Origin of the sequence: Mesorhizobium prunaredense (assembly GCF_900156895.1) — a bacterium.
In the GTDB taxonomy this organism is placed as follows: Bacteria; Pseudomonadota; Alphaproteobacteria; order Rhizobiales; family Rhizobiaceae; genus Mesorhizobium; species Mesorhizobium prunaredense.
In genome coordinates this window covers 1-23097 of the sequence record NZ_FTPD01000012.1, presented here as the reverse complement: position 1 = coordinate 23097, position 23097 = coordinate 1, and the positions used below count along the sequence as shown (strand labels likewise).

20 protein-coding genes and 1 pseudogene are annotated in these 23097 nt (G+C 62.9%); 8 read left to right on the top strand and 13 right to left on the bottom strand.

Going from position 1 to position 23097, the window contains the following annotated elements; all coding sequences use genetic code 11:
* Position 1: 1 nt before the first annotated feature.
* Positions 2-1279, bottom strand: coding sequence for a 5-aminolevulinate synthase (gene hemA / locus BQ8794_RS10730; protein ID WP_077376755.1), 1278 nt, complete (start codon positions 1277-1279; stop codon positions 2-4).
* 281 nt (positions 1280-1560) lie between these two features.
* Here hemA and galE point away from each other — a divergent pair, with 281 nt between their 5' ends.
* The 3 genes from galE to BQ8794_RS10715 all read left to right on the top strand — a co-directional run bounded on the left by galE (position 1561) and on the right by BQ8794_RS10715 (position 6113).
* Positions 1561-2556: a UDP-glucose 4-epimerase GalE gene (gene galE, locus BQ8794_RS10725; RefSeq protein WP_077376708.1), complete on the top strand. Its 996-nt coding sequence runs from the start codon at positions 1561-1563 to the stop codon at positions 2554-2556.
* Between the two features lie 112 nt (positions 2557-2668).
* Positions 2669-3919: a D-amino acid dehydrogenase gene (locus BQ8794_RS10720; RefSeq protein ID WP_077376705.1), complete on the top strand. Its 1251-nt coding sequence runs from the start codon at positions 2669-2671 to the stop codon at positions 3917-3919.
* Positions 3920-4286: 367 nt separating this feature from the next.
* Positions 4287-6113: an alanine racemase gene (locus BQ8794_RS10715; protein ID WP_077376702.1), complete on the top strand. Its 1827-nt coding sequence runs from the start codon at positions 4287-4289 to the stop codon at positions 6111-6113.
* Here BQ8794_RS10715 and BQ8794_RS10710 read toward each other — a convergent pair whose 3' ends face one another.
* From BQ8794_RS10710 to BQ8794_RS10680, 7 genes are all read right to left on the bottom strand, one after another.
* Positions 6114-7484, bottom strand: a complete 1371-nt coding sequence (locus tag BQ8794_RS10710; protein ID WP_077376699.1) for an FGGY-family carbohydrate kinase — start codon at positions 7482-7484, stop codon at positions 6114-6116.
* Entirely contained in the window at positions 7481-7798 is a 318-nt protein-coding gene (locus BQ8794_RS10705; protein ID WP_077376696.1) for an L-rhamnose mutarotase, read from the bottom strand. Before BQ8794_RS10705 ends, BQ8794_RS10710 begins: the two co-directional genes overlap by 4 nt.
* Positions 7798-8799: an ABC transporter permease gene (locus tag BQ8794_RS10700; RefSeq protein ID WP_077376693.1), complete on the bottom strand. Its 1002-nt coding sequence runs from the start codon at positions 8797-8799 to the stop codon at positions 7798-7800. Before BQ8794_RS10700 ends, BQ8794_RS10705 begins: the two co-directional genes overlap by 1 nt.
* Positions 8796-9773, bottom strand: a complete 978-nt coding sequence (locus tag BQ8794_RS10695; RefSeq protein ID WP_077376690.1) for an ABC transporter permease — start codon at positions 9771-9773, stop codon at positions 8796-8798. The genes BQ8794_RS10700 and BQ8794_RS10695 overlap by 4 nt, the downstream gene beginning before the upstream one ends.
* Positions 9770-11311: a sugar ABC transporter ATP-binding protein gene (locus tag BQ8794_RS10690; RefSeq protein WP_077376687.1), complete on the bottom strand. Its 1542-nt coding sequence runs from the start codon at positions 11309-11311 to the stop codon at positions 9770-9772. The genes BQ8794_RS10695 and BQ8794_RS10690 overlap by 4 nt, the downstream gene beginning before the upstream one ends.
* 84 nt (positions 11312-11395) lie before the next feature.
* Entirely contained in the window at positions 11396-12391 is a 996-nt protein-coding gene (rhaS, locus tag BQ8794_RS10685; RefSeq protein ID WP_077376683.1) for a rhamnose ABC transporter substrate-binding protein, read from the bottom strand.
* A gap of 46 nt (positions 12392-12437) precedes the next feature.
* On the bottom strand, positions 12438-13247 hold the full coding sequence (locus tag BQ8794_RS10680; RefSeq protein ID WP_077376680.1) for a DeoR/GlpR family DNA-binding transcription regulator: 810 nt from the start codon (positions 13245-13247) through the stop codon (positions 12438-12440).
* A gap of 214 nt (positions 13248-13461) precedes the next feature.
* Between BQ8794_RS10680 and BQ8794_RS10675 the strand changes: the two genes are divergently transcribed.
* The 3 genes from BQ8794_RS10675 (at position 13462) to ggt (ending at position 18898) form a co-directional block, all read left to right on the top strand.
* Positions 13462-15564 (top strand): bifunctional rhamnulose-1-phosphate aldolase/short-chain dehydrogenase, encoded by a 2103-nt coding sequence (locus BQ8794_RS10675; RefSeq protein WP_077376677.1) that lies wholly within the window; start codon positions 13462-13464, stop codon positions 15562-15564.
* A gap of 13 nt (positions 15565-15577) precedes the next feature.
* On the top strand, positions 15578-16867 hold the full coding sequence (gene rhaI / locus BQ8794_RS10670) for an L-rhamnose catabolism isomerase (RefSeq protein ID WP_077376674.1): 1290 nt from the start codon (positions 15578-15580) through the stop codon (positions 16865-16867).
* Between the two features lie 297 nt (positions 16868-17164).
* A complete protein-coding gene (gene ggt, locus BQ8794_RS10665; RefSeq protein ID WP_077376671.1) occupies positions 17165-18898 on the top strand; it encodes a gamma-glutamyltransferase in 1734 nt (577 codons plus the stop codon).
* 10 nt (positions 18899-18908) lie between these two features.
* Here the strand turns inward: ggt and BQ8794_RS10660 are convergent, their stop codons facing one another.
* Positions 18909-19253: a hypothetical protein gene (locus BQ8794_RS10660; protein ID WP_167378701.1), complete on the bottom strand. Its 345-nt coding sequence runs from the start codon at positions 19251-19253 to the stop codon at positions 18909-18911.
* 133 nt (positions 19254-19386) lie between these two features.
* On the opposite strand from BQ8794_RS10660, the gene BQ8794_RS34590 reads away from it, so the two are divergent.
* Positions 19387-19869, top strand: a complete 483-nt coding sequence (locus tag BQ8794_RS34590; protein WP_143744520.1) for a hypothetical protein — start codon at positions 19387-19389, stop codon at positions 19867-19869.
* Between the two features lie 140 nt (positions 19870-20009).
* On the opposite strand, the gene BQ8794_RS10655 is transcribed toward BQ8794_RS34590, so the two are convergent.
* Together BQ8794_RS10655 and BQ8794_RS36380 are read right to left on the bottom strand one after the other, a co-directional pair.
* Positions 20010-20450: a hypothetical protein gene (locus BQ8794_RS10655; protein WP_077376668.1), complete on the bottom strand. Its 441-nt coding sequence runs from the start codon at positions 20448-20450 to the stop codon at positions 20010-20012.
* 305 nt (positions 20451-20755) lie between these two features.
* Positions 20756-20924 (bottom strand): annotated as a pseudogene (locus tag BQ8794_RS36380) (site-specific integrase); the annotation flags it as partial.
* Between BQ8794_RS36380 and BQ8794_RS35580 the strand changes: the two are divergent.
* Positions 20856-20999 (top strand): hypothetical protein, encoded by a 144-nt coding sequence (locus tag BQ8794_RS35580; RefSeq protein ID WP_167378700.1) that lies wholly within the window; start codon positions 20856-20858, stop codon positions 20997-20999. The pseudogene BQ8794_RS36380 and the gene BQ8794_RS35580 overlap by 69 nt on opposite strands.
* A gap of 174 nt (positions 21000-21173) precedes the next feature.
* Here the strand turns inward: BQ8794_RS35580 and BQ8794_RS10650 are convergent, their stop codons facing one another.
* On the bottom strand, positions 21174-21956 hold the full coding sequence (locus BQ8794_RS10650; RefSeq protein WP_167378699.1) for a hypothetical protein: 783 nt from the start codon (positions 21954-21956) through the stop codon (positions 21174-21176).
* Positions 21957-22437: 481 nt separating this feature from the next.
* Positions 22438-22968: a class I SAM-dependent methyltransferase gene (locus BQ8794_RS10640; protein WP_167378698.1), complete on the bottom strand. Its 531-nt coding sequence runs from the start codon at positions 22966-22968 to the stop codon at positions 22438-22440.
* Positions 22969-23097: the final 129 nt, after the last annotated feature.

Genomic DNA, 23097 nt, shown 5'->3' with positions numbered 1-23097 from the left:
TTCAGCCGCCTGACTTCGGCACCAGCAGCGGAATGACGCGGTCGCTTTCCCTTACCGCCGGCCGACCCGCAGAACCGTAAGAGATGCCCAAGGCGTCCCAGGTCTCGACCAGCGCGTCCTGAAGCGCCGCGATCAATTGATCCGAATGGAACGGCGTCGGGGTGATGCGCAGCCGTTCGGTGCCGCGTGGCACGGTCGGGTAGTTGATCGGCTGGATGTAGATGCCGTGGACGCCGAGCAGGCGGTCGCTGGCCATCTTGCAGAGTTCCGGATCGCCGACGAGCAGCGGCACGATGTGGGTAGCGGAGTCCATCACCGGCAGGCCGGCGGCGGTAAGAACCTGCTTGGTCCGCGTCGCCTGGCGCTGCTGCGCGGCGCGTTCGGCCTGCGAGCGCTTGAGATGGCGGATCGACGTGGTCGCCGCGGCGGCAATGGCCGGCGGCAGCGCCGTGGTGAAGATGAAGCCCGGCGCATAGGAGCGCACGGCATCGATCACCGCACTTGTGCCGGTGATATAGCCGCCGAGCGTGCCGAACGCCTTGGCCAGCGTGCCTTCGATGATGTCGATACGGTCGGCCAGCCCTTCGCGCTCGGTGATGCCGCCGCCGCGCGGTCCGTACATGCCGACGGCATGCACCTCGTCGATATAGGTCATGGCGTTGTAGCGCTCGGCAAGTTCGACGATCTGTTTGATCGGCGCGATGTCGCCATCCATCGAATAGACGCTCTCGAAGACGATCAGCTTGGCGCGCTCGCGGCCCGCCGCCTGCAGCAGGCTTTCGAGATGCGCAACGTCGTTGTGGCGGAAGATCTTCTTCTCGGCGCCCGAACGCCGTACGCCCTCGATCATCGAGGCGTGGTTCAACTCGTCCGAGACGATCAGGCAGTTGGGCAGCAGCCGCGCAATGGTCGAGATCGAGGCTTCGTTGGAGACGAAGCCGGAGGTAAAGACGAGCGCGGCTTCCTTGTCGTGCAGGTCGGCCAGTTCCAGTTCGAGCTCGACCAGCGGATTGCTGGTGCCGGAGATGTTGCGGGTGCCACCGGCGCCGGATCCCATCTTGCCGGCGGCGTTCTGCATCGCGGCGATGACGTCGGGATGCTGGCCCATGCCGAGATAGTCGTTGGAGCACCAGACGGTGATTTCCTGGGCGCGGCCGTTGGCGCGCCAGATGGCGCGTGGAAAGTTCCCCACGATGCGCTCGAGGTCGGCGAAGATGCGATAGCGACGCTCGGCGTGGAGCTGGTCGATCGCGTCTTCGAAGAACCGCTGATAGTTCATTTCGGCTTCCCAATTTTTGCGTGGGATCATAATCATTGCCCTATTCGCCGTCTACTTGGCCTTTTTGGTCAAAATGCCACGCCCCAAGCCTGTTCCTAACGGCCACGGATCATGGCCTATTCCCTTGATGTGGATCAATTTTGTTTCAGCACGATGCCATGCGCCGATGAGACTGGTTACCACAGGCACTGATGGACATGGACTAATGGCCTGGCGGCAGGCTTTCCAGTAAGGCGGGTGTTGAGACAGCTTCCGATAAATCTTGAACAGCGAGGACACGGATGACGGTTTTGGTGACAGGCGGCGCCGGCTATATCGGCAGCCATATGGTCTGGGAACTGCTGGACGCGGGCGAGAGCGTTGTCGTCCTCGACCGGCTTTCGACCGGCTTCGAATGGGCGGTGGCGCCGGAGGCAAAGCTTGTCGTCGGCGATGTCGCCGACAAGGAGCTGGTCGGCGGGGTCATCCGCGGCAATCATGTCGATGCGATCATCCATTTTGCCGGCTCCATCGTGGTTCCCGAATCGGTCGCCGACCCGCTCGGCTATTACGAGAACAACACCTGCAAGACGCGCACGCTGATCGAGACCGCGGTGCGCGAAGGCGTGCCCAATTTCATCTTTTCCTCGACCGCCGCCGTCTATGGCGGCGCCGGGCTGGAGCCGGTGCGCGAGGATGCGCGCCTTGCACCGGAATCGCCCTATGGCCTGTCCAAGCTGATGAGCGAATGGATGCTGCGCGACGCCGCAATCGCCCACGGCTTGCGCTATACGGCGTTGCGCTACTTCAACGTCGCCGGCGCCGATCCGAGGGGCCGCACCGGCCAGTCGACGCCGGGCGCCACGCATCTGATCAAGGTCGCCTGCGAGACGGCGCTCGGCAAGCGTCCCTTCATGCAGGTGTTCGGCACTGACTATCCGACGCCCGACGGCACTTGCATGCGCGACTATATCCACGTCAGCGATCTGGCGGCGGCGCATCGGCTGGCGCTGCAACGGCTGCGCGCCGGGGGACCAAGCCTCGTCGCCAATTGCGGCTACAGCCATGGCTATTCGGTGCTCGAGGTGATCGACAGCGTGCGCCGCGTTTTTGGCCATGATTTCGACGTGCGGATCGGCGAGCGCCGTGCGGGCGACGCGGCGGCGGTGGTCGCCAATTCGGAGCTGGCGCGCCGCGAGCTCGGTTGGACCCCGCAACGCGACGACCTCGACCAGATCGTCGCCGACGCGCTGGCCTGGGAGCGTATTCTGACCGGCAAGAATTCGGCGCGGAGCTGAAGTCCCGGTTTTTCCTCCGTGGGCTCGTAGATCGAGCGTAGAAGCGCTATTGAAGGAGCTGCCGGCTGAAACGTGGAGGCGTTTCGGCCGTATCTGATCCTTTGGGGGCGGCATGAAGATATTGGTCCTTGGCGCTGGCGTCGTCGGCACGGCGGCGGCCTATTATCTGGCGAGCGACGGCCACGAGGTGACCGTGATCGAGCGCCATCCGATGGCGGCGCGAGGCACCAGCCAATCGAATGCGGGTCTGGTGTCGCCCGGCGACGCCACCGCCTGGGCCTCGCCCGCTGCGCTGAAGACGTTTTTGCGCGCGCTCTACAACCACGATCTCGGCATCAAGGTGCGGCTGCGCTTCGATCCCTATTTCTTCGCCTGGAGCCTGCGCTTCCTGCGCCAATGCACGCAAGTCCGCTTGCGCGCCAACACCGACATCAAGCTGCGCCTGGCGCTTTATTCGCGCGACTGCATCAACGCCATCTCGGCCGACACCGGCATTCACTATGACGAGCGCAAGAAGGGCATTCTCTATTTCTTCCGCTCGCAGAAGAGTTTTGATACCGGCACCGACAATTACCGCTATCTCGCCGAGCACGGTCTGCCGATCGAGATCGTCGGCCGCGAGCGGCTGGTCGAGCTCGAGCCCGGCCTTGCCGACGCCAGGGACAGAATAGCCGGCGGCGTCTATTCGCCGATCGACCAGACCGGCGACTCCAGCCAGTTCACCCGAAACCTGGCTGCCTATGCTGCCGAGAAACTCGGCGTCCAATTCCTCTACGGCACGACGGTCGAAGGCCTCGACATCGAAGGCGACCGGGTGCGCGCGGTGATGACCTCGGCCGGCCCGAGAACAGGCGACGCCGTCGTCATCTCGATGGGCCCGGAGAGCGGCCTGCTCGGTCGCCGCTACGGCATCGACCTGCCGGTCTATCCGGTCAAGGGCTATACAGCGACCGTGCCGCTGGAGGACGAGAGCAAGGGTCCGACCATGGGCGGCGCCGACGAGGACCAGCTCATCGGCTATTCCAGGCTCGGCAACCGGCTGCGGCTTGCTTCGACCGCCGAGTTCACCGGTTTCGACCGCAGCCACAAGCCGAGCGATTTCGCCGCCATGTTCAGGACCGGCAAGGAGCTTTTCCCGGGCGCCTTCGACGAGAACAAGGCCGAGCTCTGGGCCGGTCTGCGGCCGATGATGCCGAACTCGGTGCCGGTCATCGGCCGGGCGCGCTACAGCAATCTCTACCTCGATACCGGCCACGGCCATGTCGGCTGGACCATGGCCTGCGGCTCCGGAAAATTCCTTGCCGATATGGTCGCCGGCCGCAAGCCGGAGATCGACCCGCAAGGGCTGGTCTACGTCAATTGAGGGAGAATTAATCGTCGTGTCGGCACCGGGTCCATTCGCCCAGCACCCATTCGGCAAGCCAGCCGCATTCAAGCTCGCCAATCTGCGTCAGATTAGCTTGCCTGGCGGTGAGGTGCCTGAAGCCGACAACTTCGAAATCTTCGCAGTCTGTGGGATGATCGTGCTCGCCACAGGTTAGTTGCCACTCCCCATCGAGATGACGAATGACCAATGTGACGGGCCTCTCTGCGCGAAAGACATGCCCACATACAAGAGCCCTGGTTTCCGGCATGAACACGACCCCAATGCGGATTCATATTGATTGTCGCCAGCTAGGCGACACCGAGATAAATGCGTCTAATACCGTGCACAAATTCTGAGTAGAAAAATGTCCGGACCGCAAGTCGCCATCGACCTTGGCCGCATCGAGCGCAACGCACGCACCATCGTCGACCGCTGCGCCCTGTCCGGCATCAAGGTCTTCGGCGTCACCAAGGGCACTTGCGGCATGCCGCAGGTGGCGCGCGCCATGCTGCGCGGCGGCGTTGCCGGCATCGCCGAATCGCGCTTCGAAAACATCCGCCGGCTGCGCGACAGCGGCATCAATGCGCCGATCATGCTGCTGCGCAGCCCGCCGATGGCGCGCATCGAGGAGGTTGTGCGCACCGTCGACATCAGCCTGCAATCCGAGCTCGCCACCATCCGCGAGCTGTCGCGCATCGCCGAGCGTATGGGCCGCGTCCACGACATCATGCTGATGATCGATCTTGGCGACCTCAGGGAAGGCATCTGGCCGAACGACCTCATTCCGACGGTCGAGCAGATCCTGGCGCTCAGGGGCGTTCGCATTGCCGGCATCGGCACCAATCTCGGCTGCTTCGGCGCCATCATGCCGACGCAGGAAAATCTCGGGCAGCTCGTCGCCCATGCCTACAAGACCGAGCGCCTGTCCGGCGCAAGGCTCGACTGGATCTCGGGCGGGGCATCATCGTCGCTGACGCTGCTGCTCGAAGGCAGGCTGCCCGCCGGCATCAACAATCTGCGGGTTGGCGAGGCGATCCTGCAAGGTGGCGTCGAAACTTTTCGCGAGACGCCGTGGGCCGAACTCGAACCCGACGCCTGCCGGCTGACCAGCGACATCATCGAGGTCAAGCTGAAGCCGTCGCGGCCGATCGGCCAATCCGGCTACGACGCTTTCGGCAACCAGCCGGTGTTTGCCGACGATGGCGACAGGTTGCGCGCCATCGCCAATATCGGCCGCGAGGATGTGTTGATCGAAGGTTTGACGCCGATTGCCAAGGGCGTGCGGGTGCTTGGCGCCTCCAGCGACCATCTGCTTCTCGACGTGACCGATGCCGAGCCGCCACCCGCCGTCGGCGACCGTGTCGCCTTCCGTATGAGCTATGGCGCCATGCTGCTGGCGATGACCTCGGAATATGTCGAAAAGGCGCCAATGCACGATGTCGAGGATTTTTCCGGCCGCAAGATGGTGTCGATATCTGCCGAACCGGCGGCGGCCTGCATCCTGGCCAGGGAGGCGACCGGCGCCCGGCTGGAGGCGATGAATTTCGATGTCGTCGAACTGGCCGATATCGAGCGGCCGCCGTCCGGCCTGGTCCGGCTCACCGCCGGCAGCGACCGGCGCATCGCCCACAAGGCGCTGACGGCGACGGCGCGGGCGACGCACTCCTTCGGTCTGATCTGGATCGACTCCATCGCGGCCTTGATGCCCGAGGACGAAGACGGCATCGATCTGCCTGAATGTTCGGTGCTGGCGCGGGCGCTCGGCCTCGATCACAAGCCCGGCGCGCTGCAGCCACAACTGTCGCCGGAAAATGTCGTCATCGTCGGTTTGCGCCATGCCGATCCGGCCGAGGCCCGGGTGCTGAAGGATTCGCGCGTCTGCGCCTTCACCATGACCGACATCGACGCCATGGGCATGCGCGACGTAATGCACGAGGCGATCCGCATCGCCACCTCCGGCACGCAAGGCTTCCATGTCAGCTATTCGCCTGATGTGACCGAATTCGCCGGCTGGGCGGCGGGCTCCGGCGGCATCACGGTGCGCGAAACGCATCAGGCGATGGAGGCGATCGCGTTGTCCGGCGGGCTGTTGTCGATGGACGTTTCCGGCCTGACATCAGCTTTGGAACCGCGGATTGCGACAGACACCGTCAACTTCGTCATGTCGGCCTTTGGCAAGCGGATTTTGTGATCAGCCCTGCGCGCCGACCGCCGCGCACCATGAACGTCCATAATCCGCCCAGGCTGGGTCGGCCGGCGGTTCGATCTTTTCGGCCTTGCCCTGGGCCGTTCCATGATCCGACGCCAGCAGGGCGGCGCCGATGCTGGTGCCGGTTGCGGCCTCGGACGCATTGACGGCGCGTGCCGTCGCTGCAGCGAGCATGCGCGTGAAAAGCCGGTTGCGGGCGAACGGGCCCTCGACGATGGTCGGGCCGTCGGCGCCGATCAGATCGAGGCAGGTCGCGGTCATCAGCGCCAGGTAGAAAGAGATGGCGGCAAAGCGCTGGCCGTTGTTGATGCCGTGCGCGTCAAGCCAAGCGGCTCTGTGATGCGCGAACGGCCCCGAACCCTGTTGGGTCGAAGGCAGCAGGGACGTCTTCCGCGCGAGCACTGTGGCGATATCCGCTTCGGTCCAGTCTTCCGACAGGCCTTCCGTCAGCAGCGAAAACTCACGGCCGCCCATGAAGCGTGCCGACGGCACCGGATCACCGAGCGCGTTGACATTGACCAGCGTGTCGCGGGCCGGGTCGAGCGCGACCTTGTTGCCGCCGACCGCCATCGACACCACCCAGGTGCCGGTCGAGACGACCGAGAAGGGCGGCGTATCGGACAGGAGATGCGGCAGCAGCGAGGCGTTGGAATCGTGCAAGCCGCAAAACACCGGCGTTTGCGGATCAAGCCCGGTCCGTGTGGCAAGGGCGGGCAGGATCGGTCCGAGGCGATCCTTCGCCGGCCGCACCGGCGCCATCAGATGGCGCCATTGCATCTTGTCGACCAGCGACGAAAAATCCGCCTTCCACGGGTTCCACAGGTCGGTGTGGCAGCCGAGCGAGGTCGCTTCGTTGGCGGTGACGCCGGTCAGGCGCAACGCCCAGTATTGCGGGTACATCAGCATCGCGGCGGTCTTGGCGAACTCCGCCGGGAAGCGCTTCTGCTGCCAGAACAGCTGCGCGCCGAGATTGAGGCCGGCCGGCAGGCGCGGCGTGCCCGTCTCGGCGAAGGCCGGACGGATCCTGTCATAGTCCTCGGCAAGGGTGTCGGGCCCGGCAAATTCATAGTCGAGCACCGGCAGCGCCAGCTCGCCGGCAGCGTCCACCAGCACGCCCGTCGCGCCATGGGTGGTGATCGATATCGCTTCAATGCGCTGTTCGCGATTGATCTCGGCGAGGCTGTCGAGGATGAACGACCACAGAAGCTCGACATCGTGGTGCGGGTAGGGACCGTCGGCAACGGGCGCATTCGCCGTGCGGCGCAGCGAGACTTCGCGTACATCGGCGAGATCGACCAGCGCCACCTTGGCGTTGGTCTTGCCGATATCGATGACGGCGACGTGGCGGGTCATTCCATATGGAACATTGTTTCCAGCGGCACCGCCACCGGCTCGTTATCAGGCCCGGTCTCCATGATGTCGGCCATTTCCGCCCACCAGCGCTGCATCAGCTTGTGCTTCGGCAATTCGTCCATGCCATGGTCGCCGAGCCGCCACAGCACGCCGAACAGTATGTTGGTCTCTTCGTCGAGATGGATCGAATAGTCGGAAACGCCGGCCTGTTTGAGTAGCGCCACCAGCGACGGCCAGATGTCGTCATGGCGGCTTTTGTATTCGGCCTTCATCCCCGGATTGAGCTTCATCTTGAACGCGAATTTTTCGGCCATCAGGTAAAACGCTCCCGCCGCAGCCGCCGCCAGACGATCGGCAGCGCGATGACGATGATCAGCAGCAGGCCGATGAAGATCGACATGACGATCCCTGGCACGTTGAGCAGCCCCAGGCCGAAAGTCACCAGCCCCATGATGAAGGCGGCGAGCACCACGCCCAGAATGCTGCCGGCGCCGCCCAGGATGCTGACGCCGCCAAGCACCACCATGGTGATTACTTCCAGTTCGTAGCCTTGCGCGATCGATGGCCGGGTCGAGCCGAGCCGCGAGGTGATCAGCACCGAGGCGATGCCCGCCATCAGTCCGGTCAGGCAGAACAGGATGAATTTGATGCGGCCGACGCGCACGCCGGAAAACTGCGCCGCGACCGGGTTGTTGCCGATGGCGAAGACGCGGCGGCCGAAGCTGGTCCGGTGCAGCAGAAACCAGTAGATGACCGCCGCGACGAGGAGCAGCGTCAGCTCGAACGACACCACCCACCAGACATAGCCCTGGCCGAAGAAGGCGAAGCTCGCGGGATAGCCCTTGTAGGCCTGGTCGCCGAGGACGATGAAGGCGATGCCGCGAAACAGGCTCATCGTGCCGATGGTGACGACGATCGACGGCAGGCCGAGCCTGGTGACGAGCAGGCCGTTGAAGGCGCCGCAGCCGAGCCCGACCAGGATGCCGATCGCCACCAGCACCGGTGTGCCGGCGCCGGCCTGCACCGCCATGCCCATCATCGTCGAGGCCAGCGCAATGATGGCGGCGACCGACAGGTCGATCTCTCCGGAAATGATCAGCAGCGCCATGGCGAGCGCGATCAGCGCCTTTTCGGTGAAGTTGAAGGTCAGGTCCGACAGCGACCACGCGTCGAGAAAATAGGGCGAGGCGAAGCTGTTGACGGCGAAGATGGCGACCGCCACCGCGACCAGCAGCGCCTCCCACGAGAAGATCGCCGAGCTGAACGGCGTGTCGAGCCGGTCGGGAATGTGGCGTGGGGCTGGGGTGTCGGTCATGCCGCTTCCGCCTTCTTGAGAATGATGCGGCCTTGCCGGCGTTCGCCGCGCGCATTGAGCACCACGGCCAGGATGATGGCGCTGCCCGAAATCGCCATCTGCCAGAACGGCGAGATGTTGATGACCGGCAGCGCGTTGGAGATGATGCCGAGGAACAGCGCGCCGAGCACCGCGCCGCCGACCGAGCCGATGCCGCCGGCGATCGAGATGCCGCCGATGACGCAGGCGGCGATGATGTTGAGCTCGTAGCCATTGGCGACCTCGACCGAGGCGATGACATAGCGCGAGATCCAGAGATAGCCGCACAGACCGGCGGCCATCCCCGAGATGCAGAAGACGATGAACCTGGTGCGGCCGACATCGATGCCGGCGTAGATCGATGCGGTCGGATTGACGCCGATGGCATAGATCGAGCGGCCGAGCGCGGTGCGCGTCATCAACAGGAAGAACAAGGCGATGACCAGTATGGTGATCCACGACAGCACCGGAATGCCGAGAAAGGCCGCGCGCTGCAGGCCGATGAAATCAGGGCTCATCTGATCGGCATTGACCCAGGCGCCGCCTGAAATGACGAAGGTGGCGCCGCGATAGATGGTAAGCGTGCCGAGCGTCACCACGATCGAGGGAATGTTCAGCCGCCATACCAAAAAACCGTTGATGGCGCCGAGCACCAGGCCGACCAGAAGCGCGATGACGATCAGCAGCGGGATCGGGATTGCCGGATGCGCGGCGTTCAGCATCGCCACCACCATGCCGGTGAAGCACAGGTTCGACGCCATCGACAGGTCGATCGAGCGGGTCAGGATCACCACCATCTGCCCCAGCGCCAGGATCATCAGGATCGAGGTGTCGTTGAACACCTGGCGCAGATTGCCGAAGGCGGCAAAGCCCGGAAAGCGCATCGAGATCAGCCCGATCAGCACAACGATGGCCGCGAGCAGCCAGACTTCGCGATATCTGAGAAGAGCCTTCATGCTGCGATCCCCGCTGCCGTCTTGACCAGCGTTTCGGCGTCGAGCCCCTTGTTGTCATAGATCGAGGCGATGCGGCCCTCGCGCATGACGACGACCCGGTCGGACATGCCGAGGATTTCGGGCAGTTCGGACGACACCATGATCACCGACAACCCTTGAGCGACCAGCTCAGCCATGAAGCCGTGCACGGCGGCCTTCGAGCCGATGTCGATGCCTTTGGTCGGCTCGTCGAGGATGATCACCTTGGGCGCGGTCGCCAGCCATTTGGCGATGACGATCTTCTGCTGGTTGCCGCCCGACAGTGTGCCGACATCTTGGCTGAGCGAGGCGGCGCGCAGGTCGAGCCGCTCGGTGTAGGAACGGGCCAGCGCGAATTCTTCCGCCAGCTGCAACACACCTGACTTGGACGTGCGCTTGAGCGAGGGCAGCGAGATGTTCTGGAAGATCGGCAGGCCGATCACCACGCCTTGCTTGCCGCGTTCTTCCGGCACGTAGACGATGCCGGCGTCGATCGAATCCGCCGCCGATTTCGGCACGATCGCCTTGCCTTCCAGCGTGATGGTGCCGCTGGTGGTGCGGGTGATGCCTGATATCGCCTGCATCACCTCGCTGCGCCCGGCGCCGACAAGGCCGTAGAAGCCGAGGATCTCGCCTCTGTGCAGCTCGAAGCCGATGTCGTCGAACTCGGTCGGGTGCGACAGGCCGGAGACGGCAAGCACCGGCGCGCCGATCTCGGCCTTGCGTTGCGGAAAGATGTGATCGACGGCGCGGCCGACCATCATGCGCACGATCTGGCTCTGGCCGGCATCCCTGATCAGGCCTTCGCCGACCATCTCGCCGTCGCGGAACACCGTATAGCGGTCGGCGATGCGATAGATCTCGTCGAACTTGTGGCTGATGAACAGGATCGCCTTGCCTTCGCTCTTCAGGAACTCGACCAGCAGGAAAAGCTCCTCAATCTCCTTCAGCGACAGCGCTGCGGTCGGCTCGTCCATGATGACGATCCGGGCGTCGATCGACATGGCGCGGGCGACTGCGACCAGGTGCTTGTTGGCGATGCCGAGGTCCTTCAGCCGCGCATCGGCGTCGATGTGGCCGGCGCCCATCGTGTCGAGCACCTCGCGGGCTTGTCTGCGCATGGTGCGCCAGTCGATGGTGCCGAAGCGCGATCGCGGCGCATGGCCGAGAAAGATGTTTTCGGCCACCGTCAGGTCGTCGAACAGCACGGTTTCCTGGTGGATGGCGGTGATTCCGTGCCCGAAGGCGGCATGCGCGCTGGGCAAGGTGACGGCCTGGCCATCGATGCTGATCGTGCCTGTGTCAGGCTGGTAGATGCCTGTCATGATCTTGACCAGCGTCGACTTGCCGGCGCCGTTCTCGCCGATCAGCGCGGTCACCTGGCCGGGATAGAGCGACAGGCTGACATCGTGCAGTGCGCGCACGCCGGGAAAACTCTTCGAGATGCCGGACAGGGTCAGGCGCGGAACCGGAGTCAGAGGCTGCTCGGTGGTCGGGTTGAGTTGGGCTGTCGTGTCCATGGTCGTATCAAGCCCTGAAGCAAGGTTCGTTTGAAGGCGCGGCGGAACCTCTGCCCCGCCGCGCCGGCTTGAAGGGCTCCAGGATCAATAGATCTTGGAGAACTCTTCGATGTTCGACTTGTCGAACTTGAAGGGCGGAGCCATTGCAGCCGAATTGGTATCGTCGAGCGTGACCTTGCCGACGCGGCCGATCGACAGCGTCGCACCCGGCTTGGCTTCCTCCTTCTTCACCGCCAGGTCATGGGCGAGGTAGACGGCCGAGTAGCCGAGGTCGATCGGGTTCCACAGCGCAACCGCCTGGCTGGCGCCGTTGTCGATGAACTTCTTGAACTCCGACGGCAGCGCCAGACCGGTGACGTTGACCTTGCCGATCAGGCCCTGGTCGGTCACCACCTGGGCGGCGGCGACAACGCCGACGGTGGTCGGTGCGATGATCGCCTTGAGGTTCGGATAGGATTTTAGCAGGCCCTTGGCCTCGTCCGTGCTCTTGGCCGAGTCGTCGTCGCCATAGACGGTGGCGACGAGATTGATCTTGGGGAATTTCTCGGGCAGCACCTTCTTGGCCGCTTCGATCCAGGCGTTCTGGTTGGTCGCGGTCGACGAAGCCGACAGTATGGCGACATCGCCGCCTTCCGGCAGATAGTCGGCGGCAAGCTTGATGATGGTCTCGCCGATCAGGTTGGTGTCCGAGGGGTTGAGGTGCAACTGGCGGCCTTCCGGAGCGACGCCCGAATCCCACGAGATGACGGTGATGCCGCGATCCATCGCCTTCTTCAGCGCCGGCACCAGCGCGTCGGCGTCATTGGCCGAAATGGCGATCGCGTCGACTTTTTGGGCGATCAGCGAATTGATCACCTCGATCTGCGGTTCGGCGGTCGCCTTGGTCGGGCCGGTGTAGATGATGTCGACGTCGCCGAGTTCCTTGGCAGCCTCTTCTGCGCCCTTGTTGGCGGCATCGAAGAAGCCGTTGCCGAGGGATTTCACCACCAGTGCGATCTTGACGTTCTCGGCATAGGCGGCATTCACGAACATGGCGGCGGAGAACGCCGCCGTAACCATCAATTTCTTCAGAAAGCTCATCGAATATCCTCCCTTGAGCGTTGCATTCCATCGCCGCTGCGAACCCTCAGGCCTGCAGCGAAGATTCTTCCTTGTTGGCTGCCGTTGTGCGGGCGATGACCAGCGTCACACCGGCGGCCTCCAACATCTTGGCCTCGCGATCCTCGATGCCGTCGTCGGTGATGACGGTGGCGATGCGCGACAGGCCGCACAGGATCAGGCTCGAGCGTTTGCGGAACTTCGACGAATCGACCAGCACCACCAGCTCGTCGGCCTGATCGATCAGTTTCTGCTCGGCCTGGATCAGCAGCGGATCGCCTTCCATCAGGCCGAGCGGCCCGAGCCCTTGCGCGCCCATGAACATGCGGCGCGCATAGAAATTGCGCGTCACGTCATTGTCGAACGGCGACAGGATGATGTTCTGCTCGCGATAGATGGTGCCGCCCGACAGCATCACCGTGTTCTTGGAGTGCTTGAGCAGGTGCTCGGCGATCGGAAAGGAATTGGTGAAGATCGGCATGCGGCGGCCGGTCAGGAAATGCACCATCTGGAAGGTGGTGGTGCCGCCATTGATGATGATCGGCTCGCCGTCCTTGCACAGTTCCACGGCGTCCCGCGCGATCGCCCGCTTCTGCGCAGCGTTGATCGTCTCGTTGACGGAAAAAGGCCGGCCGGCAAGGCCGATGAATTGCGGCGGGGTGATCGCCTCGGCGCCGCCACGCACGCGGCGCAGGCGCTTTTGCACATGCAATGCGGCGATATCGCGCCGGATTGTCGCCTCGGACGAGTCCGTCAGGTCGACCATCTCCTGCACCGTCACCACAGGCTTTTCCTGGACGGCGGACAAAATGATCCTGTGGCGCTCTTTTTCGTGCATGGTTCCTCCCTGCCTCGGCATCTAGGCACCCAAAACGCGCAGTGTCAATCATTTCCGATCATATAATTCCATTGTGCAGTGCAATATGATCAATCTTGATCGTTTGTGATTGACAAGGCCGCCGCTTCCGTGGACATTCCGACCGAAGCTGACCCGCTATGCGGTCGCAATTGACCGCACCGTTTGCGCGTCTCACGTCACGGGAGGATTACCTATGCTTGACAAGCGCTCCGGCACGCGCCTCGCCAATCTTTGGGATGAGGCGAAAAACCAAGCCATGAGCGAGCCGGAACGTCTCGTCTATCGCTCGAATGTTCTTGGCTCCGACAAGCGCGTCACCAACTATGGCGGCGGCAACACCTCTTCCAAGATCTGGCAAAAGGATCCGCTCACCGGCGAAAGCGTGGAAGTGCTGTGGGTGAAGGGCTCGGGCGGCGACAGCGCCTCGATTAAAACAGACGGTTTCGCCACCCTCTACATGGACAAGTTGCGTGCGCTTAAGGGTCTCTATCGCGGCCTCGAGCATGAGGACGAGATGGTCGCCTATCTGCCCCATTGCACCTTCAACCTTAACCCGCGCGCGGCCTCGATCGACACGCCGCTGCATGCCTTCGTGCCGAAGCCGCATGTCGACCACATGCATCCCGACGCCATCATCGCGATTGCCGCCGCCAAGGATTCGCAGGCGCTGACCAGGGAGATCTTCGGCGACGCGATCGGCTGGCTGCCATGGAAGCGCCCGGGCTTCGAGCTCGGCCTGTGGCTGGAAAAATTCTGCTCCGAAAACCCTGAGGCCAAGGGCGTTGTGCTGGCAAGCCATGGCCTGTTCACCTGGGGCGACACCCCCCGGGAATGCTACGAGACGACGATCTCGGTGATCAACCAGGCAATCGACTGGTTCGAGCGCAAGTCTGAAGGCAAGCCGATCTTCGGCGGCGAAATCGTCAAATCGCTCGACGCGTCGGCGCGTCGCGCCGTGGCGGCAAGGCTGATGCCGAGGATCCGCGGCCTGATCTCGGAGAAAAGCCACAAGCTCGGCCATTTCGACGATTCGCCGGCAGTGCTTGAATTCGTCAATTCGAAGGATTTGCGCCCGCTGGCCGCGCTCGGCACCTCCTGCCCGGATCATTTCCTGCGCACCAAGATACGGCCGCTGGTCATCGAGTTCGACCCCAAAAATCCCGATGTCGATGCCGTCATTGCCCGTCTTGCCGACGATGTGGCGGAGTATCGCGTTGGCTATCAGGCCTATTATGACAGGTGCAAGCATGCGGATTCGCCGCCCGTGCGTGATCCGAACGCCGTGGTCTATCTGATGCCCGGCGTCGGCATGTTCACCTTCGCCGGCGACAAGGCGACGGCGCGCATATCGGGCGAATTCTACATCAATGCCATCAATGTCATGCGCGGTGCCTCGACGGTGTCGACCTATGTCGGCCTGCCCGAGCAGGAAGCCTTCGACATCGAATACTGGCTGCTCGAGGAGGCAAAGCTGCAGCGCCTGCCCAAGCCGAAATCGCTTGCCGGCCAGATCGCGCTGGTCACCGGCGGCGCCGGCGGCATCGGCCGCGCGACGGCCAACCGGCTGCTGCGCGAGGGCGCCTGCGTCGTGCTGGCCGACATCGACGAGGCAGCCCTTGCCAGCGCCAATGACCAGTTGGCCAAGGACTATGGCTGGGATTTCGTGCGGCCGGTGGTGATCGACGTCACGTCAGAGGACCAGGTGATCTCCGGTTTCGCCGAAACGGCGGTCGAGTTCGGCGGCATCGACATCCTGGTGTCGAATGCCGGCCTGGCAACCTCGGCGCCGATCGAGGAGACGACGCTGGCGCTGTGGAACAAGAACATGGACATCTTGTCGACCGGCTATTTCCTCGCTTCGCGGGAAGCATTCCGGTTGTTCCGGGCGCAGAAGATCGGCGGCAATGTCGTCTTCGTCGCCTCCAAGAACGGTCTTGCCGCCTCCCCCAATGCCGCCGCCTATTGCACGGCCAAGGCCGCCGAGATCCATCTGGCGCGCTGCCTGGCGCTGGAGGGCGCGGAAGCCCAGATCAGGGTCAATGTCGTCAATCCCGACGCCGTGCTGCGCGGCTCGAAGATCTGGACCGGCGAGTGGAAGGAACAGCGCGCCGCCGCCTACAAGATGTCGACTGACGATCTGGAGGAGCACTACCGTTCGCGCTCGATGCTGAAGCGTTCGGTGTTGCCCGAAGACATCGCCGAGGCGATCTATTTCTTCGCCTCCGACATGTCGGCCAAGTCGACCGGCAACATCGTCAATGTCGACGCCGGCAATGCCCAGTCGTTCACGCGCTGAGCGGAGACGGGCGATGGAACAGATCATCTCCGCCGACATCGTCGACAAGGACAACGCCGCGCGCGCGGCCGACCTCAAGCGCGACTACGACTCGCTCGGCGAGCGCCTCGACCGTCGGGGCATCGCCGTCGACGCTATCAGCGACAAGGTCGAAAAATTCGCCGTGGCGATCCCGTCCTGGGGCGTCGGCACCGGCGGCACCCGCTTTGCCCGCTTTCCCGGCGCCGGCGAGCCGCGCGACATCTTCGACAAGATCGAGGACTGCGCCGTGATCCGGCAGTTGACGCAGGCGACACCGACCGTTTCGCTGCACATTCCGTGGGATAAGGCTGATCCGAACCGGCTGAAACAGGCAGCCTCGCGCTTCGGCCTCGGCTTCGACGCGATGAATTCGAACACGTTCTCCGACGCCAGCGACCAAAAACTTTCCTACAAATTCGGCTCGCTGTCGCATGCCGACGCCGGCACCCGCCGGCAGGCCGTCGAGCACAATCTCGAATGCATCGAGATCGGCAAGACGCTCGGCTCCAAGGCACTGACGGTATGGATCGGCGACGGCTCGAATTTCCCCGGCCAGGTCAATTTCGCCAAGGCGTTCGAGCGCTATCTCGACGCGATGAAGGAGATCTACGCCGGACTGCCGGGCGACTGGAAACTGCTCACCGAGCACAAGATGTACGAGCCGGCCTTCTATTCGACGGTCGTGCAGGATTGGGGCACCAACTACATCATCGCCAAAGAGCTCGGCGACAAGGCGTTCTGCCTGGTCGACCTCGGCCATCACGCGCCCAACGTCAACATCGAGATGATCGTGTCGCGGCTGGTCCAGTTCAAGAAACTCGGCGGCTTCCATTTCAACGATTCGAAATATGGCGACGACGATCTCGACGCCGGCTCGATCGATCCCTACCGGCTGTTCCTCGTCTTCAACGAACTGGTCGATGCCGAGCTTGCCGGTGCCGAAGGTTTCGATCCGGCTCACATGCTCGACCAGAGCCACAATGTTACCGACCCGATCGAAAGCCTGATGTTGTCGGCGGTCGAGGTGCAGCGCGCCTATGCGCAGGCGCTGCTGGTCGATCGCCAGGCGCTGGAAGGCTATCAGGATACCAATGACGCGCTGATGGCGACGCAGACGCTTAAAGCCGCCTATCGCACCGATGTCGAGCCGATCCTCGCCATGGCGCGGTTGAACACGGGCGGCGCCATCGATCCGGTCGCCACCTATCGCGCCGCCGGCTACCGAGCCAAAATCGCGGCGGAACGGCCGGCAGTTGCTGGCGGCGGCGGCGGGATTGTTTGATATCGGCCTGAAACGAAAAAACCCGCCTGAGGCGGGGCTTCATTCCAGCTTGGGTCCCTCGCCCCACGAAAGTGGGGAGAGGTGGCTCGGCTAAGCGGAGACGGAGAGGGACCCGCGCTCTACGAAGCCCCCTCTCCGGCCGCTTCGCGGCCACCTCTCCCCCGCTTCGCGGCGGGCGAGGAACCCAGGTTGAGAGTTCGTGGAAGGTGCAAGCCTCGCCTTTCTCGCATCATTGTCAGTAGACTCGCCCTCTCCAAACGGCTTTTCTAGGCGCATCCCACGCCTCGGAGAACGGCCATGCACCGCCGCACCCTAATCGCACTCAGTCTTTCCCTCACCTTGACCTTTGCGCCGCTGGCGGCTGCATTCGCCGCCTCGCCGCAGCCGGCGAAGGGCGAGCATGGCATGGTGGTGACCGCCCAGCATCTTGCGTCGGAAGTCGGCGTCGAGGTGCTGAAGAAGGGCGGCAATGCCGTCGACGCGGCGGTCGCCGTCGGCTATGCACTGGCTGTGGTCTACCCGAACGCCGGCAATATCGGCGGTGGCGGCTTCATGACCATCCGCTTCAAGGACGGCCGCTCGACCTTTCTCGATTTCCGCGAGCGCGCGCCGCTCGCCTCGACGAAAACCATGTATCTCGACAAGGACGGCAAGCCGGTGAAAGGCGCCAGCCTCGACGGCTATCTCGCGGTCGGCGTGCCGGGCTCGGTGGCCGGCTTCGAGACCGCACGGGAAAAATACGGCACGCTGACGCGGCAGGACTTGATGGCGCCGGCCATCCGCTATGCCAAGGACGGCTTCGTGCTGGAGCAGGGCGACGTCGCTTCGCTCGAAGGCGGTGCCGCGCGGCTCGCCAAGGACCCGGCCGCGGCCGCCATCTTCCTGAAGCCGGACGGCAAGCCTTATGCCATCGGCGAGCGCCTTGTTCAGTCCGATCTCGCCGCCTCGCTCTCAGCCATTTCGGAACAAGGTCGCGATGCCTTCTACAAAGGGCCGATCGCCGACGGCATCGTCAGGGCGAGCGCGGAGAAGGGCGGCATTCTGGCCAAGCCGGATTTCGAGACCTACGCGGTCCGCGAACTCGAGCCGGTGACCTGCAACTACCGCGGCTATGAGATCTCCTCCTCGCCGCCGCCGAGCTCGGGCGGCGTCATCATTTGCGAGATACTCAACGTGCTGGAATTCTACCCGCTGTCCTATCTCGGCGCGGGTTCTGCCGAAACCGTCAAAGTCATGGTCGAGGCAATGCGCCATGCCTATGTCGACCGCAACTCGGCGCTCGGCGATCCCGACTTCGTCGACAATCCGGTCGAAATGCTGCTCGACAAGAATTATGCGAAAGAAATCCGCGAAAAGATCGATCCGTTCCGGGCCGGCGTGTCGCAGGAATTGATGCCGAAGGGTTTTGGCGAGAGCCAGGAGACGACGCATTACTCGATCGTCGACAATGACGGCAACGCCGTCGCGGTGACCTATACGTTGAACGGTTCGTTCGGCGCTGGCGTCGTCGCCGACGGCACCGGCATCCTGCTCAACAACGAGATGGACGATTTCACCCAGAAACCGGGCGTGCCCAATCTCTACGGCCTCGTCCAGGGCGAGGCGAATGCGATCGCCCCGAGGAAGACGCCGCTGTCGTCGATGAGCCCGACCATCGTCGCCAAAGACGGTAAGCCGTTCATGGTCATCGGCAGTCCCGGCGGCTCGCGCATCATCACCATCACGCTGGAAGCGATCGTCAATGTCGTCGATCACGGCATGAACATCCAGGAGGCGATCGACGCGCCGCGCATCCATCACCAATGGCTGCCCGACACGGTCTATGTCGAACCGTTCGGCCTGTCGCGCGATACCGAAAAACTGCTTGCCGGGATGGGCTACCACCTCGATGTCGCCGATGCGACCTGGGGTCAGGCGGCCGGTATCCTGGTCGGCGGCAAGAGCCTGGCCGAGATCGAAAAGGGCGGCGGCGCCCGCTACAATGGCGCCATCGACAGCCGCGCCGCGTCCGGCGAGGCGATCGGATATTAATTTTGTTCGGTCAGATGACCAGCGTTATGGTGGACGCAATCAGCATCACCGCCGCGATGCCGACGAACAAGGCATAGATACGCGGCCGATCGAGCAGGAGCGCATTTCCCGATATCCACGCCGCGGTGGCGCCGCCAAGCGCGTACAGGAAGCCGTTGCGGTGCCCCAAGGCCAGGGTTGCGGCCATCAAGCCGCCAATGATGAGAGCGCCGAACACGATGATCACGGCGACCGCGTATTTCTCGAAATCGTTGCTGGCCACACCCGGACCCATCACGTTCAACGTCGTCAGGTCGTCCGGGTCGAAGGGGCTGGCCGACCCATATTCGTCTTGACCGGCAGGCTCGTGCATCATTCATTCTCCTTGAAGCGGCAACAAATCATCAAGCCTTGCCGAGTGCAACCGGATCGCGACGCGTTCAATGCGATCGGCACGGTCTTCAACACTTTCTGGCCGCGGCTTGCTACCGCTTTTTTGGATTTAATGCATGTCGCGCAAAAGTGTGCAGCGGTTTTGCGGTGACGACATGCAAAAAAACAACAACCTGAAGCGCGTCGCCCGGTCGAACGCGACGCGCTTCAGGTCGGATCGTGCTGCCGTTCCAGGCGATCTGTCGGACTGGAATCGCCAGTCGGGGCGTTTTGACCTGAAAGTCCGCCGCTCTGGAGGCGGATTAAGAACCGCTGTCGCTGGCTTCGGCCTGACCGCGCGTTACGTGCTGGTGGCCAGGATTGGGCCGGCGGCCAAGATAGGGCCGGTGGCGAAGATTGTCGGTGGTGGAGAGTGGCCGGCGCCACGTTGGGGGGGCGTTGGGGTAGATTGCCTGATGGGCGCCGGCCAAGCGGAAATCAGGTCCGCCGCGAGCAAATATAGCAGGAATGGCGCGGTATGGCAGTGGTGTGATCGCGGAAGATGGTTCGCGCTTTCCCGGTGCGGTGCCCCATTTTGGGTCAAACCGTCTGGCACCTGAATTGCACGGTAAGCAATGCCGGGGCAACGGCCCGGAAGTTGTTCCCGAATATCGGGCCTCGCCGCTTCGCAAATGGAGCGGCGGGCCTTTTTTGGCTAGAGCATTGGACCCGAAAGTGGGACCTGTTGAGGCAGCATTTCTTAGGCGGCGGGAGCCGGCGGCAGTTCGAACAGTTTGGCGCCATTCTCCTGGCCCCGCTCGACATAGCCGATTATCCGGAACCATTTTGCGACGTCCGGTCTATGGAGCCAGCTGCGCGAGTGAATGGGGAGGTTGCCTGCGAGCGCCTGGATATGGCGAATGTGCCGCTTGCAGAAGCGAACTGTCGCGGCACTGAAGAAATCCTCCTGTGCGGCGAACAGCGTATCGGCAGCGTCGCTATTCTCGTGCCACGCGATGATCGCCACGGTCTTTTCGCCCTGGACAAGCGCGTGAGCACGGCCCTCTTTCAAGTTCATCATCAGATTGTCGTAGGCGATCTTGCTGTCCTTGCCGGCCGCGGCGTATTCGTCCGATATCCGCTTGGACAGATCACGGAAAAGAGCTTCCAGATCGCCAACCGTTGCTGCGCGTGCTCTCATTTCGCCTCCTGGAGCCCCAGCAGGCAGTTTGCCCTAAGGATAGGGGATCACCAAGCAAATCAAATCCGTCATCCGCCCAATGCGAGCAAAGATGTTTCGCCGGGGGAGAACGCTGCGCGGCATGCCGTGACACCGACGGGCTGATCCCTGCCAACTGATTAGCAAAATCGGCGGCCATGGCACAAGCTACTGAAATTGCGAGGTGCCCTTGAAGTGGATTCGAGCCACCGACATGCTGATTTTCAGTCTGCTGTCGATGGTTGAAATCGTTGAGCTTTTCAGCTCCATGTCGCGTTCATGTCGCGTCAGGCCAAAAGTGCCCGTTCGGCCGCAGCCAGTTCCTCGACATCATCGCCGCGCGGGAACAACTTGCCCGTAGACGTCCATTGTCATCATGATAGAGGAATGGCCGAGCCGTTCCTGAACCATTTTGGGTGGCAGGCCCAGGCCACCATCGGCAACGCGATTGATGCAACGCCGTTGTCCGATCCGGGCGAGGCCTATTTCGCTACTGGCAACGCCGCCGGACTGCAGCACGTCGGCCGATGACGCCAATAGCCCTCAGTGCGTGGTGACGCCGACCCTAGGGCAGATGACGCCCACAGGAACCTTTTGGCGCGGGCGGGACAGCGCGCCCCTCTTCCGTCGTGCCGTCAAAAAAAACCGCCGGGCGAAACCCGGCGGCTTGGTCGTTCGACTGGGTCGTTTCAGCCGCGATCGGCTTTACGGCGCCGGAGCCTGCTTGGCGGCCAACTGGTCGATCTTGTCGGCAAGCACACCCTTGGCCCAGTCCGTGACCTCGGCGTCGACGGGCTTGTTGGCCATGTCGGCCAGTGCCGCGTCGAGCGATGCATCGTCGGTGCCGACAGCGGCCTGGTCGGCAGCCGTCTGGGCCGCGGCAGCAGCTGCTTCGGCATCCGAGACCGTGGTTTCCTGGGCCGCGACCTGTGCTTCCAGATCCGCGATCTGTCCCGGCAGGGCCGCCTGTTCCTCGGGCGTCATGGCTGCAATCTGGTCAGGCGTAAGCCCATTCAACGTGTCGAGCTGCGCGTTCAGGGAATCCAATTGGGCCTGAGCATCGACCGCCGCCGCGGCCGCCTTGTCAGCCGCGGCCTGTGCGTTCTGGGCGTTCGCGGACGCCACCGCAAAGGCCTGTACGGCAGCGAACCTCTTGCTCTTGGAGTTCATGTAGGCGTTGACGTTGCGCTGCAGCGAATTCAACCGGCCGAGCTTGGCACGGATATTCTTTTCCTTGGACACAGAGACGGTCTGCTCAGTGTCGTCAACGCTTGCAACAGTCTCTTTTTCGGCCTTGGCCACCTGCCCCTTGGCTGTCGCCGACTTGCCCTGCGAACCGCTATTGCCGGAATTGCCGCCAGCATTGCCGTTGCCGCCGCCGCCGTTACCGCCGCCGCCGTTACCGTTGCCGCCACCATGGCCATTACCGCCACCATGGCCGTTACCGCCTGCACCGGCCAGCGCCGGAGATGCCAGAAGCGCGAACACGGCAAACGCGGCGAAAAGAGTCTTTCGGGATGTCATAATTCCTCCTTTGAATCGCACCTCCGCATATAACTGCCAAATATAACGAAGAGCTAATTTATATCTGAGAAACTTTATGCAAATGCGAAAGTCCGGCGGGTTGCGACGCCGACCTGCACCGAGGCCCTCGAAATTCCCCGGGCAGAACTGTCTCAATCAAAGCCAAAAAGACCCTAACCGTTTTTGCTAAATTTCGGACAGAAGGCCGTTCTTGGAATTGCGCTAGAGCGGATGCAGGATATCGGGCGCCCGCCTGTTCGTCGAACAGAACCGCGCAGCCGCTTGAGTGCCATCGCTGAAAGGGCGTTCGCCATCGCATCATCCGGCGACACAAAATCCACCGGTCAGCACCATCAGCTCTTCCACCGCCCTGACCATCGAGCGGCGACCCTCCTCTCACAACGTCTGGTGCGTGGGTCGCGCAGGCAATCGCCATCCGCCCGGTCTAGTGGCGATGATAAGCCAGAACTGTACTGCCGCGTGGCGACTTGTGGCGATACGATGAGCTGAACCCAGCACTCTCGATTAAAGACTGAAGCCGGATGTCGTCTTCGTCGGGGACTCGCGCCACAATCGTCTGTGCGCGGTTGATGATGTCGGTGAAGATGCGATCGGCCTCCTCCTGGCCCAACCCCCTGCGGACATGCTGGTACACAGCGAGAAGAAGCACGATATCGTAACTGTCATTTAGAACAGATTGAAGCTTTCGGCTGCCCAGGTTCATGGCGTCAAATCGACTTTCTACGTTCGATCCTAGAAAGATGGAACGCGCCACTCGGGTGTGTGGCTTCAGAATGTCAATGCCGTGGATGTAGGCCGGTCTGCGTTTGGCTATTTCATAAGCGACGATGCCCATATTGCAGCCAACATCAAGGATCGTCTTACCGGAGTAGTTTACCCCGCATGAAAATAATCCATCGAGCCGATCGTCCCACGTTCCTGCGCTATATTTCTTGTGCGATTTCCAAAAAGGCACGACTATCCTTCCGTGTCCTGGACCAAAGTCGAATTTTATCTGCGCCCGCTAGCATTTTCCGGCAAAGTCCAACGAAACGTGTGTCGGACGGTTACGCAATTGCCATGGAAAATGGTGCCCAGAGGCGGA